Origin of the sequence: Pseudomonas sp. 11/12A (assembly GCF_000800055.1) — a bacterium.
GTDB classification, from domain to species: Bacteria; Pseudomonadota; Gammaproteobacteria; order Pseudomonadales; family Pseudomonadaceae; genus Aquipseudomonas; species Aquipseudomonas mohnii.
In genome coordinates, this window is sequence record NZ_JUGV01000001.1 from 6,264,472 (window position 1) to 6,279,944 (window position 15,473).

Consider the following 15,473-nt stretch of genomic DNA (forward strand, 5'->3'; position numbering starts at 1 on the left):
CGCAATGAATTCTCCACACAAGGATTACAGCCTGGCGCCTCGCGCCAGCGGCCCGGTGTCTTGGCTGGAAACGTTCCTGGTGACAGGCCTGGCGATCGGCCTTGGCTTGTGGCTGACGCCGGAAGACCCGATGCAAATGCACGGCGGGTTCCCCTGGCCGATCCTGGCGCCGCTGCTGTTAGGTGTGCGTTACGGATTTGTGCGCGGTTTGCTCAGCGCCGTGTTGTTGGTGATGGCGGTGTTCGCGCTGCGCTTCAGCGGCCATGCCGGTTATGCAGAGCTTGAGCCGTCCTGGATTGTCGGCGTCCTGGTCTGCGGGATGTTGGTGGGCGAGGTGCGCGATCTGTGGGAACGCCGACTGGAGCGTCTGCAGATGGCCAACGATTACCGTCAATATCGACTCGATGAATTCACTCGCGCCCATCAGATTCTGCGGGTCTCCCACGATCTGCTGGAACAGCGCGTGGCGGGCAGTGACCAAAGCTTGCGCAGCTCGTTGCTGGGCCTGCGCGAAAAACTGCGGGTGATGCCGGAGGAAGGCGATGCGCTGGGTGCATTGGCCGACCCGATCGTGGCGGTGCTGGGGCAATACGGTGCGCTGCGGGTAGCCGGTTTGTATCGCGTGGACGATCACGCCGGGCACTTGTTGCCCAAGCCGTTGGCGACCATCGGGGTCATGGGGGATCTGGACACCGAAGACGGTCTGGTCAAGCTGTGCCTGGAGCGCGGCGAGTTGGTGAGCGTGCGCCAGGAACTGATCGATGCCGGCGGTTCGGCGCAATTCTCGTCATTGCAGGCGTGTATTCCGTTAATCGATGCCGAGGGCCGTTTGTTGGCGGTGCTGGCTGTACGACACATGCCGTTCTTCGCTTTCCAGGATCGTACCCTGAGCCTGTTGGCGCTGCTGGCCGGGCATATCGCCGACCTGTTGCTGCGCGACACGCAGGTGCTGCAATTGGTCAATGCCGATGCGCAGCACTTCACACTGCAACTCAAGCGTTCGCTGGTGGACGTCGAGCAGCACAAGTTGTCGGCCGGCCTGTTCGCCTTTGAAATGACCCGGGCCAACGAAGAGCTGACACGCTTGCTGGAGCGCAGTCAGCGCGGTCTGGATTTGCACCTGCCGCTGCGCAACAACCGCGACCATCAGTTGCTGCTGGTGCTTTTGCCGTTGACCAGCCCCCAAGGCACCGAAGGTTATCTGTCACGCATCAACCTGCTGATACACGAACACTTTGGCATTGAGAGTGACATGGACAGCCTCGGCGTACGGGTCATGCCTTTCAACCTGGAGCCTGGTGAACACAACGGGCTGCGTAACTTCCTGTTCAACGAGTGTGGTCTGAATGATCAGCAAGTGGCTGTTTAGCGGAGCCTTGTTGTTAGAGGCAGGCAGTTGGACCAGTCTGTGGGTGGACGTGCCCGAGGTGCAGCAACTGCTGGTGTTCACCCTCACTCATGGCCTGGCCTGCGTGATGTTGTGCGCGGCAGTGTGGCTGCTGTTGCCGGCGCGGTATCGTTCGCCGCTGCCGTGGAGCCCGCTGTTCATTTTCAGCATGGCGTTCTTTGTCCCTGTGCTCGGCACGGTGGGCGTGGTCGCAGCGATTTTTCCGGCGCTGTACCTGCCACGCAAACGCGACAAACAAGCCTGGCAAGCGGTCGGCATTCCGAGCCTGCCATATCGGGCGCAACAGCAACTGCATAAACCGATTTTTGCCGACGGCGGTTTGCAGGACGTGCTGCGCCATGCGCCGGACCCCGATCAGCGTCTGGCCGCTCTATTGGCGACGCGACGCATGCGCGGCAAGGAGGCGGTACCGATCCTCAAACTGGCACTGGGCGACCCGAGCGATGATGTGCGGTTGCTGGCGTATTCGATGCTGGACAAACAGGAAAGTGACATCAACTTGCATATCCAGATCGCCCTTGGCCAGCTGAACGGCGCAAAGGGCAAAGCCGCCGGCGTGCTGCATGGCACGCTGGCGCGCTGGTACTGGGAGCTGGCGTATCTGGGGCTGGCGCAAGGCAGCGTACTCGAGCACGTGCTCAATCAGGCCGGCGAGCATGCCGAGCAGGGCCTGGAAGCGGGAGAGGGCGGTGAACTGTTTCTGCTGGCCGGACGCATTGCCCTGGAGCGTGGTGATATCGCGCGTGCCGAAGTGTTACTCCAGGAGGCCCAGGACAACGGTATGGGCGTGGCGCAGATTCTGCCTTTCCAGGCCGAGTTGGCATTCGAGGCGGGTCGTTATCGCGAGATTCCCGGGTTGCTGGCGAGCCTCCCCGAGAAAACCCGTCAGCGACCACCCTTCGCTGACCTGGTGAGGAGCTGGACATGAGTCACAAGCAAGAGGCACCGATGGCCGACATCTGCCTGCTGCTCGAAGGCACTTGGCCTTATGTGCGCGGTGGCGTGTCGAGCTGGATTCACCAGATGATCCTCGGTCTGCCGGAACTGACGTTTTCGGTGATGTTCATTGGCGGACAGCGTTCGGCGTATTCGCAGCGACGTTATCAAGTGCCGGCGAATGTACTGCACATCGAAGAAGTCTTTCTCGAAGACGCCACGCATCCGACCGACACCCGAGGCACGCCACGGGACGCCGATCTGCAACAGTTGCAGGGTTTGTATCGCTTCCTGCATCACCCGGACGCGCCGGAGCCCGAACTGGGTGAGCGCTTGCTCGACAACATCGCCCAGGGCCATCTGACCCTCGACGATGTGCTGCGTAGCCGCGCCAGTTGGGAGGCGTTGAGCGAGGGGTATCGCCTGCATTGCGCCGACCCGTCCTTCATCAACTATTTCTGGACCCTGCGCTCGATGCAGTCGCCTTTGCTGATGCTCGCCGAGGCGTCGCGCAAAATGCCTCGGGCGCGGGTGCTGCATTCGATTTCCACCGGTTACGCCGGGCTGTTGGGCTGCATTCTCAAGCAACGCTGGAACTGTTCCTACCTGCTCAGCGAGCACGGGATCTATACCAAGGAGCGCAAGATCGACCTGGCCCAGGCCAGTTGGATCGCCGAGAGTTCCGGCCAGGCGCTGAACCGCAGCCTCGATGCCGGCTCGGGTTACATCCGTACGTTATGGGTGCGTTTCTTCGAGCGCATCGGGCAACTGACCTACAACAGCGCCGACAGCATCATTTCGCTGTATGACGGTAACCGACAGCGGCAAATCAAGGACGGCGCCGATCCGCTCCGCACCCGGGTCATTCCCAACGGTATTGACCTGCCGCAATGGACCGCCGCCCTCGAATCCCGCGCTCCCGGCATTGCGCCGGTCGTGGGTTTGATCGGGCGTGTGGTGCCGATCAAGGACGTCAAAACCTTCCTGCGGGCGATGCGCGGGGTGATCAGTGCCATGCCCCAGGCCGAAGGCTGGATCGTCGGTCCGGAAGAGGAAGATCCGGAATATGTCAGCGAATGCCGCAGCCTGATGGCCAGTCTGGGGTTGGAGGGCAAGGTGCGTTTCCTGGGCTTCCAGCGCATCCAGGACATCCTGCCGCAACTGGGCTTGATGGTGCTGACCTCGATCAGCGAAGCGCAACCGTTGGTGATTCTCGAAGCCTGGGCCGCCGGTACGCCGGTCGTCAGCAGCGACGTGGGTTCCTGCCGCGAGCTGATCGAAGGCGGCAGCGTCGAAGACCGCGACCTCGGCCTGGCCGGCAAAGTGGTTGCGATTGCCGACCCGCAAGCCACCAGCGTGGCGATCCTCGAACTGCTGCGCAGCCCGCAACGCTGGGAAGCTGCACAGGCCAGCGGCTTGCTGCGGGTCAATCGCTACTACACCGAAGCCTTGATGCTGCAGCGTTATCGCGACTTGTATCAAGCCGCCATGGAGAACAGTTAAATGGCCGGGATTGGCTTCGAACTACGCAAGATCCTGTCGCGCGATTCTTACACCGCGACTTTGCACGCTTACGTCTACGCCGGACTGATCAGCTCCGGGCCCTGGGTGCTGTCGATCATCAGCGTGATGCTGGTGGGCATCATCAGCCTGGGCCTGTTACTGCCGAATGTGCTGGTCGGGCAGTTTCTGGTGACGGTCACGTACCTGATGGCCAGCTCGCTGATCCTCACGGGCGGTCTGCAACTGTTCTTCACCCGATTCGTTTCCGACCGGTTGTTCGAGCACAAGTACGAGCAGATTCTGCCCAACCTGCTGGGCGTGCTGTTGCTGGTAACCGTCGGTGCCGGGGTGTTGGGAATCCTGGTGCTGAGCCTGTTGTTCGACCAGCCGCTGATCTACCGGTTGCTGGTGCTGTCGAACTTCGTGGTGTTGTGCAACTTGTGGCTGGTGATCATCTTTCTTTCAGGGATGAAGGCCTACAACCGCATCCTGCTGGTGATGCTGGTGGGTTACACGCTGATGGTCGCCAGTGCCTACCTGCTGAGCTTCCTGCAGATGCCGGGCTTGTTGCTGGCGTTGCTGATCGGGCACAGCACGCTGCTGTTTCTGTTTCTCTACGACATCCTGCGTGAGTACCGCGCGGAGAAGCTGATCGCCTTCGACTTCCTGCAACGCCGCCAGGTGTTTCTCAGCCTGCTGGCGACCGGGTTCTTCTACAACTTCGGTATCTGGATCGACAAGTTCCTGTTCTGGTTCAACCCCGGTACCTCGAATCTCGTTGTCGGCCCCCTGCGTGCGTCGATCCTGTATGACTTGCCAATCTTCCTCGCGTACCTGGCGATCATCCCCGGAATGGCGGTGTTCCTGGTGCGCATCGAAACCGATTTTGCCGAGTGGTACGACCGCCTGTTCCGGGCCATCCGCGAAGGCGAAACCCTGCAACACATCGGTTCGCTGAAAACCGAAATGACCTTGTCGATCCGCCAGGGCCTGCTGGAAATCTGCAAGGTACAGGGATTGACGGTGGTGCTGCTGTTCCTGTTCGCTCCGCGCTTGCTGGATTGGCTGGGCATTTCCAGTTACTACCTGCCGCTGTTCTACATCGACCTGATCGGTGTGAGCATCCAGGTGGTGTTCATGGCGCTGCTCAACGTGTTTTTCTACCTCGACAAACGCGCCGTGGTGCTGGAACTGTGCGTGATTTTCGCGGTGCTGAACGCCGGGTTGACCCTGCTCAGCATGCACCTGGGGCCGAGCTTCTTCGGCTATGGCTTTACCCTGTCATTGCTGGTTTGCGTGTTGCTGGGGCTGCACCGATTGTCCACGGCACTGGAAGATCTCGAGTACGACACCTTTATGTTGTCGCGCTGAAACACTTTCGAGGCGCTGAAAAGGCACTGGCGATCATCGTCAGTGCCTTTTTTGTTGGGCGTGGCTGCATCCGATGACAGGGTTTGTGAGCCACGATACCGACGCAAGACGACTCGCTCCGGCCACTCCTTGATGGACCGTTCGAGCCGGCTACAGCACTTCATGGCGCCAATTCGGGTCCGACTTTGCCACTCAGAATGCCTGGCTGGTGGGGATAAACCCCAGCACGGTAGACGGTGCTGATTATTACCATTTTTCCAATAATGCATTTCAGTCTTTGGTCTTTATCAAAAACACCACCGGAATAAAATGGGCCCAGCTTCCAAACAAAGCCACGAAGCGCAAGCTCATAAGGGTCCAAGCAAACCACCCTGCCGCGCATCGTAGAGCCTTCGGCCTTATTCATTCCGACTGAAGACGTGAATCGTTTGCATCGTTGGGACACTTGAAATGAAATTGTTTAAGACATTGATTGCTGCTTCTTTTGTAATGCTGGGTAGCCAGATGGCGTTTGCCGATCAGTCTGCGGTAGAGCAATACACCTACGGCTCTCACCTCGACATCGCCAAAGTGATTCACATGGACGCCGTTCCCGATGACGTCTGCGCCGTGGTCCCTCTCCAGATGACTTACCTGGACCATCAGGGCCAGCAACACGTCATGCAATACAGCGCGATGGGTAACGGTTGCTCAGGCAACTAACCGAGTCCCGACAAAGCCTGCCTGTGGCAGGTTTGTTCAAACGCCCCAATGGGGCAGGCCGGGGGAAGATCCCGGCATCTTTGAAACGCCTGTGTCCATGATGCAGGCCAACCCCGCCAAGTGCGGGGTTTTTCATGTCTGGAAAGTGGCGTCCGGTGGTGGGCTGTCCGGTGTGAACCCGGAGCGACTGGAAACGGTCAGGGTTCGACGCCTTCGCCTTCCGCCAGATTCAAGGCGCCTTCATCGTCCGGCTCTGTCCCACTTGCTGCCCCGCCTACCGCACCGATCAATCCACCTGCTTGTTTACCAAAGTTTTCGTGATGACAGTGTTAGGTCAGCTTGGGTAGATATAGACATCCCTGTGATTTTTCTGACTCATCGGGTCATGGAACTTTACAGCTGAATCATATCGTTTCGATTTCTCTGAGTGACGACGAACTGGTCAATGTGAACTGGGCGATTTCGTCCTTGCGCATGAATTTTACGCCGGCATGGCTGTTTACGTACTTAAGGAACTCATCCCAGACTCGTACCATTTGGGGCGAGCCGCTGATGCGGTCGTGGGCGCTGATGGACATCATGCGGCGGCGGGAGCTGCTTTCTTCGTAAAGTTGATCGAAGTCGAGTTTGACCTGTTCAAGAAACTTGCCAGGCGAGTAGTTTCGGCCCTCAATTAGGAGGATATCGTTGTTGCGCAGAGTGTACGGAACGACAACAAAATCTTTTTCGTTCACTTGCTCAATGAAGGGCTCATCGCGGCTGAGATCATCGATGTGATAGAGGTATCCGAGTTCCTGGAGCAGCGACAAAGTATTTGGACCACGTCGCAGCCAGTTGCAGTTATAACCGACCGGTTTTTGACCGGTGATCTCTTCGACCATGTCTCGCGCTTGTTGCAGGAAGAGTCGTTCTTCATCAAGGCTCATGGCGTATTGTGAACTCCATCGTGGCCCGTGCCCTGCAGCTTCATGACCACGTTTGACGATTTCTCTCGCCAGTTCAGGGTGGCGCTTTGCGGCTTCGCCGATCATGTGGCAAGTGACCTTGACCCCATGACGATCCCAAAGGTCCAGCATCCTTGGGATGCCTTCCCGGTAACCGTAGGCGAACCAGGTGTTGGTCGCGGCGTCAGAGGGCACACTATCGGGGAAATCAACGTGAGGGAAAGGACTGTCAGTTCCTTTTGGCGGTTGGCCGCCCGCTTCGAACTGCATGGATACCGACACCACTAGACGGGTATCTCCGGGCCAGAACTTACCCTTTTGGTTTGGGATCTTGCTCGTGCTGGTGCCACCCGCTGTAGCCGCCATGGCGGGTGTCATCAATGAACCTGCCGCGAGAATGGCTGCTCCGGCGCTGGCGTGCTGGATGAATGTCCGTCGCTCCGGGTTGGTAGGCATATGGGGATCGGCAGGCGCTGAGTCATACGGTTTCATGGGATTACCTTAGTGTTGGAGTGACATGCCATGTCACGATATCGGTTCAAATCCTTTGGTTACGCGTGGTTGTGTTATTCGCGGAATAAAGCAGCGTCAGTACGCCGGCCAACAGTGCCGTGATGCTTAGAAACAGGATCCCGGCGCTGGTGTGTTGGGTTCGGTCAATCAGCCAACCTATGACGCTGGGGCCGACAAAACCGGAAAGGTTGCCGATGGAATTGATTAACGCTATGCCCGCAGCGGCAGCCACGCCGGTCAAACGTTGAGTTGGGAGATTCCAGAACAGCGGCAATGCAGACAGGACGCCAGCGCTAGCCAGCGTTAACCCGAACAGAGACATGGCAATTTGCTGATCACTCATGACTGTAGTGAAAAAACCGGCACTGGCGACCAGTGCGCTGAGCCCAACATGCAGTCCCCAGCGACGGGTTTTGTCGGCACTGCGAGCGACCAGGTTCATTACCACTGCCGCACACATATAAGGGATTGCCGACAGCCAGCCGATAGTTAGTGTGTCGTTGATACCAGAGCCCTTGATGATCGTGGGTAGCCAGAAATTGATGCCGTACAGACCCATCAAGAGCAGGAAATAAACAAGTGAAAACATCAGGGTAATAGGGGTGAACAGATCCTTGAGGCGATGCTCGTGTTTCTGTTGTTCTGCCACTGCAAGGTCGGTCTCCAGCAGGGCCTTCTCATCTCGATTTAACCAGTTCGCCTGTTTCGGCGTACTCGGTAACACCCAATAAACCAGGCCGGCCACTAACACTGTTGGCAGTCCTTCGATGAGAAACATCCAGCGCCAACCCGACAAGTCTTGGACGCCGTCCATACCTGACATGATCCAGCCTGAGACGGGGCCGCTGACCACGCCCGCCAATGCGCTGGCCGTCATGAACAGAGTGGTCATGCGTCCGCGTCGATGTGCAGGAAACCAATAGGTCAGGTACAGAATTACACCCGGAAAGAATCCGGCCTCGGCAATGCCTAGAAAGAAGCGCTGGATGTAGAAACCAGTAGGCGTCTGAATAAACATCGCCGCTGCGGAGACGAGGCCCCAGCTCAGCATGATGCGTGCGATCCACGCGCGCGCGCCCAAGCGGTGCAATAGCAGATTGCTCGGCACTTCGAAGATGAAGTAACCGATGAAAAAAATACCGGCACCTAGTCCATAAGCGCTGGCACTCAGTTGCAGGTCGGTTGCCATCTGCAATTTTGCCGTACCTACGTTGACCCGATCCAGAAACGCCAGAACCTGAGCCAGCAACAACACCGGCATCAATCTCCAGGTAATACGCAGGTAGATTGAGTTAAGCACTTGGGGGAAGTGGGTAGATGGTGAAGCAGAGGTCAGGCTGTCGCCTCGCGATGGAGTTTCAAACAAGGGGACGCTGGGTGATGACGAATTATTTGAGTTGTATGTCATGACGACCTTCCGAAAGGGCTGTGTTGCGTGTCAGGGTATTTGAGGGGCAGTGAGTGTCACGCCGCAGTGGTGCTTCGAGTCGGTTTTCAGATAGGACGAGCGCTCGACACTTTCGATGAAGACGCAGCACTGCCACCAGAACTTGGCATCGAATGCGTTGATTGCCGCCACCAGTGTGTCGTGGATGATCTGCGCCATCTGTCGCTGGACCCCAGTCGGGCGAGGGTTGGTGGTGATCAGCGTGGCGATTACGAACTCTGCATCAGGATCGATTCCAGCGAGCGTTGCGTGGCAGGCATGAACCCTGCTTTTGAAGTCACCTAACTGCGCATGGCCTGCAGCCGCAATGTCGGTGTGAATAGTGCTCATCACTTGCACGAAGTTCAGTCTGCTAAGAAGTCCGCTCGTGCTTTCAAATACGATGTGGGGCATGGTCATTTTTTACCCATATGCAAGTGAGGCTTCATTTAAGCAGTCCTTTTATGCACAATAAAATTATGTTTTTCTTTGTGTAATATAAGCGTCCGTTATGAATATATCCGCGATCGATCTTCGTTTACTGCGTAGTTTCATTGCCACTGCTCGGTTGGGTTCTGTGACCCGTGCCGCCAATTTGCTGCATTTGACGCAGCCCGCCTTGTCTCAGCATTTACGTGAATTAAGAGGCTTGATGGGCGTTCAACTGTTGGATCGTGTCGGGCGCGGTGTGGCGCTAACACCTGCGGGCATTGAGCTGTTTAGTTTGTTGGAGCCCTTGCTGGAGGATCTTGATACCGCTCTGGCTTCGGTGCACGGACGATCAAGGGAGGTGAAGGGCAGGCTGCGCATCGGAGCGATCGACACCTACTCACGGGCATTGGTGATCCCTGCGGTGGCCGAAATGCTGGTTGCACATCCCGAATTGAAAGTCTCGATTGAAGAAATGCCCGCCGCACAAATAGATCGGGCCCTGACCGAAAATGAGATCGACATCGGGCTGGCATTTTCAAATCTGTCGAGCGCCGACATTAACCAGTGCACGTTGTTCGAGGAAAACCTGGTGCTGATCCGCTTGCGCGCGATGAGTGAGGGCCGCTGTAGCGAACGCGTCTCCATGGAGGAACTCGCGGATTTGCGATTGGCCTTGCTCAATCGTAACTTCGCCATGCGACGGCAAATCGATTCTGCGTTCTCGCGGGCCGGCTTACCGTTGGATGTGCGCGTTGAGGCCGCGAACGTCGATTCGCTGGTGCGGCTGGTGGGTAGAGGCGATTGGGCTACCATTGCCAGCCGACTGGCAATCGAAGATGCCATGCGGTTTGAAGTTCGGGAAATCGATCATGCAGACTTGAGTCGTATCGCTGCATTACGCTGGCGCCGTGGTCGCTCATTCTCGGCAGCCACGTTGGCCTTCATTCACTTGCTGATAGACCGACTCCAACGATTGCCCGGCATCGCGTTGTCCAGGGAGGCGCAAGCGATGTTGAACGCTTGATGCCGCTCAACCGCTTAAGCCTTGTGGGTCTTTATTCACCGAGCATTGTTATTGACGCTTCTAGAGTCTGGTTTGGAACGGATGGATCGCCTTTAAAAATCAACCGCCGCGCCACTCGACTATTCGCGAAAAGCCCTTTGCCTACATCAGTTCGAGCAGCGACCAAACTGCTACTTGAAATTGTCCAATGAGTGGTGATTGCTGCAATTCACCTGTGAGAGCTTAAAATCGACGGCATGACCTCATCCGCTTTCTCTTGCTCCATGACACCAATTGGTATTCCAAAAATTACCACTGAGGGGCTTGGAATATCCGGTGATGTGGATTGTGTTGGACGCTAATAGACCCTAAAGCCTTGATTCTTCTGGATTTCAGGCACAAAAAAAGACGTCCTTGGACGTCTTTTTTTGATCATTTGGTGGAGCCGGGGTGAGCTGAATTAAGCCAGTAACATATTGATTAAATGACTGAATATCGGTTTGTATTTTAAGACGGAATACCAATTGGAATACTGTGACAAGTATTCCTGGCCTGCCGACAAACAGTTGTGTGGCCTGTAAGCCGACCTCTGCCCCAATCGCAGTCATCTAGTTGAACAACAACCGGATAACGCCCCCCCACAAGTTGTCTGGGTGTTCCAGCATGAGCAGAATAATGACCGGCACCAGCTTGCCTAGCAGGTTGGCGCAGTCACGCAGTTGATCCCGGGTTGACGCTGCTGTTCCAGGTGGCGACCTCAAGCATGAAGCCAGTTTCGACGGAGGATTGTAGAGTCTTATCATGTAATAGTGGCATTATGCTTTCTCAACCATGCGGCTTCCGCGCGGGATGGCTCTCGCTGCTCTGTGCGCTCATCCCAACGTTTGCAATCTTGGCAAATCAGCTCGTGACGCCCATCCAAGGCCCCGCTCAAGGAATGAAGGCAATGATCAAGAAATCGGTGACGGAGCTCGCGTTCGTCAACAGTAAATCGCCGCTACCCACCGTCGAGGTCGATTCGCAGTCCATCGAGGGCGCAGGTTTCAGCATCTACCGCACGGTGATGCAGGTACTCACCCAATTGGCCGAGCAGGACGCATCACTCCGGGCGACTCTCTATATGTACGGTACTGTCAGCGTCAATTTCCGCGAGCCGTGCTGGTCTGAGTTTTTGCTGGTTGCAGGTCCAGAAAAGGTGCTGCGTGCCTTGGGGGCCGGCTTTGAACGTTTGCCAGCCGTGAAGTCGCGATTCAGCGATTACGTTCCGTCTTCCGCAGCCTTGCGCACTTTCCATGTTCAGGATGGCTTGGTGTGGGAACAAGAGGATGCCAGCACTTGGTACTCCCACGCCCAGACACTGGCTGACCTGACCGCTGAAGCTGACGAGGCTGAAGAGGGTGACGACGATGCTGAGCCTATCGAGGAGGATGAAACGGAAGAGGCCTGGGATGCCGAGGGCCTGGAGGCTTCGGATGACCAGGAAGAAGACTCGACGGTCGTTATCGGCAACCGGAAGGCGGCTCGCTATCGGGCCGCGCGCTCGGATGCAAAAGTGAGCACCATCCGGGCAAGGATCGAAGAAGTCTTTGGGTTGCCGGAAGGTTCTGTCGCGCTCTGTGGGCCAGACGGTCGCGCGTTGCGGGGGAACGCACTGATCAGGACGCTGCGTAGACGTTGGGACGAAAATTGAGCTGGGAATTTGTACCCGGCAAGCCGAATTCGCTTGTACGGGTCAGTACTCTGCCTTTCGCCGAATTGCTGAATACAAGCGATTGGCCATTGGCATTGGACAGCTATCAGCGTGGTTTCGTCTGGGGCCCGGATAAGCTGACGCAATTGGTCAGTGACCTCGCAGCGTATGCAGAGCAGGCGGATACCACCCTGCCTTACTACATGGGGGGCGTATTACTGCATCGCGACGCAAGCCAGTCGAAGCGGTTCATTATCGATGGTCAGCAGCGTATCACCGCGCTGTCGCTGTTGTACCACCGCTCTACCGGCAAGTTGCCAGTGGGGCAGGCACTCAGCTATTCGGGCCAATCCGCGCGACATATTGCTGAAGGGTTGCAGGCATTGAAGCAAGTGGAGGCGATTGCGCCGCAGATCATCGAAAGGCTACGGCTGACAGTGATCGAAGTGGACAGCACCGATCTCGCTTTCACCTTTTTCGACACCCAGAACAACCGCGGGGTGCGCTTGGAGGCCACTGACCTGCTCAAGGCCTATCACCTGCGTGCGATCGACTACGCGCAAGGGAAGACTGAACTCAAGGCAGCACTGCAGCGGCACTGTGCGGAGCGTTGGGAGAGCCTGCAACGCCACCCGGCGGTGCTAAGCCCTGGTCAGGACTTCGCCCCTAACTTATTCAATCGTTTTCTCTGGCGTGCGCGGCGTTGGCGCGGATCGCACACGCCTGCGGGGAGGCACGAACCGCTCCTAGCAGAATTCCAGCGCGACACTTGGCCCCACGTCGCCGACAGCCGTAGCCGCATTGACAGCGTGCCGCTCTACGCGACCCGGCACAATCGGCTAGCGTCCTGCATGACTCTGGCGGGAGATGGCGATTACGTGCTGCAGGGCAGCCAGCTGCGAGTCGGTCGAAATCCTGCAAGCCTGCCCATGGCGTTGCGTCAGCCCATCCATGAAGGTGTTGGGTTCTTTCTATACGCAGACAAGTACGCAGCGTTGCTGCAACGGCTGATGAATGATCCTGCGCCATGCCTGCAGGTGAGCACGTTCCGCACGATCTACAAACAGCTGCTGCGCAATAACCAGGAGTACCTGCGCGAAATCTTCATGCTGTGCAGCCTGATGTATGTCGATCAGTTCGAAGTTGAACAACTGACCGCCTTTGCCCTGCGCTTGGAGTTTTTGCTGGGTGCGATTCGCTTGGAGAAAAAACAGGTCAAGCAGGAAACCGCGGCCAATTTCTTCAGGCTGGCCGAGCTGAACCTGTTGGATGTGATTGCCCAGAGTTACCACCCGAAGCAGGTGCTGGACTTTCTTCAGCACCGACAACAAGCGGTGGCGTCTTCGTATGCCAACGAAACGGTAGCAACAGGGCAGGGTGTGCAGGGACGATACAAGAGGGCAGTCCTGGAGTTCTATCAAGGGCAGTTGGATTCCGAATGCTTGACCCTTGCGGGTAAATCGCAATGGCTCGAAACGTACTTGAAGGCTTGCCAGGAAGATCGCCATGCGTATTGATTCCCGTCTCTTCACCTTGGAACAGCTGGCTAATCAAGACGACGCGGCCTGGTGCTTCAACGTGCCCATCTATCAGCGCTTGTACGTTTGGGGTGACGATCAGATAAAGACGTTGCTGACCGATATGGCTAACGCGTTCGATCGGCGCGATGAGCAGTTCTTTCTGGGTGGTGCCTTGCTGGTCGAAAAAACCTCTGAGCAAGACCGCCTTAAGGGCTTGCGCCGCTTCGACCTGATCGATGGGCAGCAGCGCTTTACTACGCTGTGGATGCTCAGCACGATCGCCATATGGAACCAGGTGATGGGCGATTTCAGCAGGGTGGTGCTGAAAGACGGTGTGATTCCGCGTTTGCACTTCTCGATTCGCGAGCAAGTGAACGCCTTCCTTGCCAGCATGATGCCGGGCAAGGGGGGAGCGAGCCCTGAGATCCTCGATACCCAAAGCATGAGAGAAGCTCAGCAATTGATGGTTTCCTTCAAGCAGACCTATAAGCGTGCGGATGGCGGACCTGTGGATGATGAATATCTCAAGGCGCTGGCTGGCTTCGTTTATCGCAACGTCTCGCTCGTGCTCACACAGGTGCCTGAGGGGATGGACTTGAACAAGTTGTTCGAAGTCATCAACAACCGCGGCATCCAGCTCCAACATCACGAAATTCTCAAGGCCAGGCTATTGCGCGACATCCCTGCAGAAAGCCGTTCCCGTTACGCGGCTTTGTGGAATGCCTGTGCCGACATGAGTGGTTTTGTCGAACGTAACCTTTGCCAGGAAACCCAGCTGGAGGCTCACCGTCTGGGCGATCTCTATAGCAAGGGGCAGTTGCTGCACGCGGCAGCTGTGCACGGGCTGCTGTCGCGAAGAGCCGAGGCTGCACAAGCGGAATCCGCTGAACGACTGACTTTGGAGAACATCGTCAACGGCGCAGTTGCCAGGTTTGACAATGGTTCAGCGGCCATCGCGGTGGATGAAGGCGAAGCGCCATGGGCGCGTAGTATTATTGGCTTCCCGCTGTTCCTTCTGCATGTGCTGCGTATCTGGTTGAAAGAGCAAGGGCAGCCGGATGTGCCCCGCGTGCTGGATCGGCACCTACTTACCTTGTTCGAGGCCCACTTACTGCTGTCGGCGGAGCCAGCGCAGCGTACCGCAAGGGCGCAAGGGTTCATTGACTTGCTCTGGCGTATGCGGGTGCTTTGGGATGAATACGTCATCAAATGGGTCGACCAGGGCGACGACGAAGTTCATCAAATTTGCCACACCTCGGTCTCTGCCAATGATGACAAACGTTACATCAGTCGCAGCCGTGACAACGATCTGAAACAAGGCATGTCGTTACTGCAGAGCATGCTCTACCACTCCCAGGAGATCACCACCCATTATTGGTTGACACCTTTCCTCTATTTCATCCACAAGCACGCGCAAACGGTACGTGGCGGCGTGGGGGAGGTTGAGCGCTACTACGACTTCCTGTGCCATTTGGATAACCAGCTACTCGGGGAGGTGACGGGCGATCCCTTGATAGTGCGAACGCGGGCATTCATGGATGAGCCGTGGCGTACCGCTGTCGCGCTTCAATTCGAAGCAGTGCTGCCCTGCGATTACGGCGTGGACTTTGCCCATTACTGGTTCTACAAGCTGGACTTCGTGCTCTGGCATGAGCAGCATCGTGATCATGATGCATGGGGCAACTTTCGCTTCACAGCCAAGAACTCGGTAGAGCATATTTCGCCGCAGAATCCACAGGCGACCGATACCAATAAGGTCACCAACGCCTGGCTGAACCGCTTTGGCAATCTGGCGCTGGTCTCGCGCAGCATCAACTCCGAGTACAGCAATCTGCCATACAACGAAAAGCGCCAGCGATTCCTCAACAAGCGAGCCCTTGAGAAGCGGCCAGACTCTTTGAAAATGGACTTGATCTACTCGAACGACGAATGGGGAGATGCATGGGCGGCTGAACATCAGGCGGCGATGCTGGCGGCAATGCAGCGCCATTACCAAAGGCGTTTTGCCGTTGAGTAGCGTGGAGT

General features: G+C 57.0%; 12 protein-coding genes. 9 read left to right on the top strand and 3 right to left on the bottom strand.

Going from position 1 to position 15,473, the window contains the following annotated elements; genetic code table 11:
• Positions 1-4 precede the first annotated feature (4 nt).
• The 5 genes from GQ39_RS28575 to GQ39_RS28595 all read left to right on the top strand — a co-directional run bounded on the left by GQ39_RS28575 (position 5) and on the right by GQ39_RS28595 (position 5,920).
• Positions 5-1,369, top strand: a complete 1,365-nt coding sequence (locus GQ39_RS28575) for a PelD GGDEF domain-containing protein (protein ID WP_047537238.1) — start codon at positions 5-7, stop codon at positions 1,367-1,369.
• Complete coding sequence (locus GQ39_RS28580; protein WP_047537241.1) at positions 1,347-2,336, top strand: HEAT repeat domain-containing protein; 990 nt, start codon at positions 1,347-1,349, stop codon at positions 2,334-2,336. Before GQ39_RS28575 ends, GQ39_RS28580 begins: the two co-directional genes overlap by 23 nt.
• Positions 2,333-3,847 (top strand): GT4 family glycosyltransferase PelF, encoded by a 1,515-nt coding sequence (gene pelF / locus GQ39_RS28585; RefSeq protein ID WP_047537244.1) that lies wholly within the window; start codon positions 2,333-2,335, stop codon positions 3,845-3,847. Before GQ39_RS28580 ends, pelF begins: the two co-directional genes overlap by 4 nt.
• The gene (pelG, locus tag GQ39_RS28590) at positions 3,848-5,218 is read left to right on the top strand and encodes an exopolysaccharide Pel transporter PelG (protein ID WP_047537247.1); all 1,371 of its coding nucleotides are present in this window, start codon (positions 3,848-3,850) and stop codon (positions 5,216-5,218) included. It abuts the gene before it with no gap.
• A gap of 450 nt (positions 5,219-5,668) precedes the next feature.
• Positions 5,669-5,920 (top strand): DUF2790 domain-containing protein, encoded by a 252-nt coding sequence (locus GQ39_RS28595; protein WP_047537250.1) that lies wholly within the window; start codon positions 5,669-5,671, stop codon positions 5,918-5,920.
• 404 nt (positions 5,921-6,324) lie between these two features.
• Here the strand turns inward: GQ39_RS28595 and GQ39_RS28600 are convergent, their stop codons facing one another.
• From GQ39_RS28600 to GQ39_RS28610, 3 genes are all read right to left on the bottom strand, one after another.
• On the bottom strand, positions 6,325-7,356 hold the full coding sequence (locus tag GQ39_RS28600; RefSeq protein WP_052193651.1) for a polysaccharide deacetylase family protein: 1,032 nt from the start codon (positions 7,354-7,356) through the stop codon (positions 6,325-6,327).
• A 46-nt stretch (positions 7,357-7,402) separates the two neighbouring features.
• Positions 7,403-8,638 (bottom strand): MFS transporter, encoded by a 1,236-nt coding sequence (locus GQ39_RS28605; protein WP_201774176.1) that lies wholly within the window; start codon positions 8,636-8,638, stop codon positions 7,403-7,405.
• Between the two features lie 177 nt (positions 8,639-8,815).
• Entirely contained in the window at positions 8,816-9,223 is a 408-nt protein-coding gene (locus tag GQ39_RS28610) for a hypothetical protein (RefSeq protein WP_052193655.1), read from the bottom strand.
• A gap of 91 nt (positions 9,224-9,314) precedes the next feature.
• Between GQ39_RS28610 and GQ39_RS28615 the strand changes: the two genes are divergently transcribed.
• The 4 genes from GQ39_RS28615 (at position 9,315) to GQ39_RS28630 (ending at position 15,465) form a co-directional block, all read left to right on the top strand.
• The gene (locus tag GQ39_RS28615; protein ID WP_081997990.1) at positions 9,315-10,259 is read left to right on the top strand and encodes a LysR substrate-binding domain-containing protein; all 945 of its coding nucleotides are present in this window, start codon (positions 9,315-9,317) and stop codon (positions 10,257-10,259) included.
• 925 nt (positions 10,260-11,184) lie between these two features.
• Positions 11,185-11,928 carry a hypothetical protein gene (locus tag GQ39_RS28620; protein ID WP_047537259.1) on the top strand — a complete coding sequence of 248 codons (744 nt, stop codon included), beginning with the start codon at positions 11,185-11,187 and terminating at the stop codon, positions 11,926-11,928.
• A complete protein-coding gene (locus GQ39_RS28625; RefSeq protein ID WP_052193656.1) occupies positions 11,925-13,445 on the top strand; it encodes a DUF262 domain-containing protein in 1,521 nt (506 codons plus the stop codon). The genes GQ39_RS28620 and GQ39_RS28625 overlap by 4 nt, the downstream gene beginning before the upstream one ends.
• Positions 13,435-15,465 carry a DUF262 domain-containing protein gene (locus GQ39_RS28630; RefSeq protein ID WP_047537262.1) on the top strand — a complete coding sequence of 677 codons (2,031 nt, stop codon included), beginning with the start codon at positions 13,435-13,437 and terminating at the stop codon, positions 15,463-15,465. The genes GQ39_RS28625 and GQ39_RS28630 overlap by 11 nt, the downstream gene beginning before the upstream one ends.
• The last annotated feature ends 8 nt before the right edge of the window (positions 15,466-15,473 follow it).

What these genes read in the sequence shown, in the direction of transcription:
- GQ39_RS28595 (WP_047537250.1), top strand. Translation starts at nt 5,669, where the DNA reads ATGAAATTGTTTAAGACATTGATTGCTGCTTCTTTTGTAATGCTGGGT.
- GQ39_RS28610 (WP_052193655.1), bottom strand. Translation starts at nt 9,223, where the DNA reads ATGACCATGCCCCACATCGTATTTGAAAGCACGAGCGGACTTCTTAGC.
- GQ39_RS28575 (WP_047537238.1), top strand. Translation starts at nt 5, where the DNA reads ATGAATTCTCCACACAAGGATTACAGCCTGGCGCCTCGCGCCAGCGGC.
- GQ39_RS28580 (WP_047537241.1), top strand. Translation starts at nt 1,347, where the DNA reads ATGATCAGCAAGTGGCTGTTTAGCGGAGCCTTGTTGTTAGAGGCAGGC.
- pelF (WP_047537244.1), top strand. Translation starts at nt 2,333, where the DNA reads ATGAGTCACAAGCAAGAGGCACCGATGGCCGACATCTGCCTGCTGCTC.
- GQ39_RS28615 (WP_081997990.1), top strand. Translation starts at nt 9,315, where the DNA reads ATGAATATATCCGCGATCGATCTTCGTTTACTGCGTAGTTTCATTGCC.
- GQ39_RS28630 (WP_047537262.1), top strand. Translation starts at nt 13,435, where the DNA reads ATGCGTATTGATTCCCGTCTCTTCACCTTGGAACAGCTGGCTAATCAA.
- GQ39_RS28600 (WP_052193651.1), bottom strand. Translation starts at nt 7,356, where the DNA reads ATGAAACCGTATGACTCAGCGCCTGCCGATCCCCATATGCCTACCAAC.
- GQ39_RS28605 (WP_201774176.1), bottom strand. Translation starts at nt 8,638, where the DNA reads ATGCCGGTGTTGTTGCTGGCTCAGGTTCTGGCGTTTCTGGATCGGGTC.
- GQ39_RS28620 (WP_047537259.1), top strand. Translation starts at nt 11,185, where the DNA reads ATGATCAAGAAATCGGTGACGGAGCTCGCGTTCGTCAACAGTAAATCG.
- pelG (WP_047537247.1), top strand. Translation starts at nt 3,848, where the DNA reads ATGGCCGGGATTGGCTTCGAACTACGCAAGATCCTGTCGCGCGATTCT.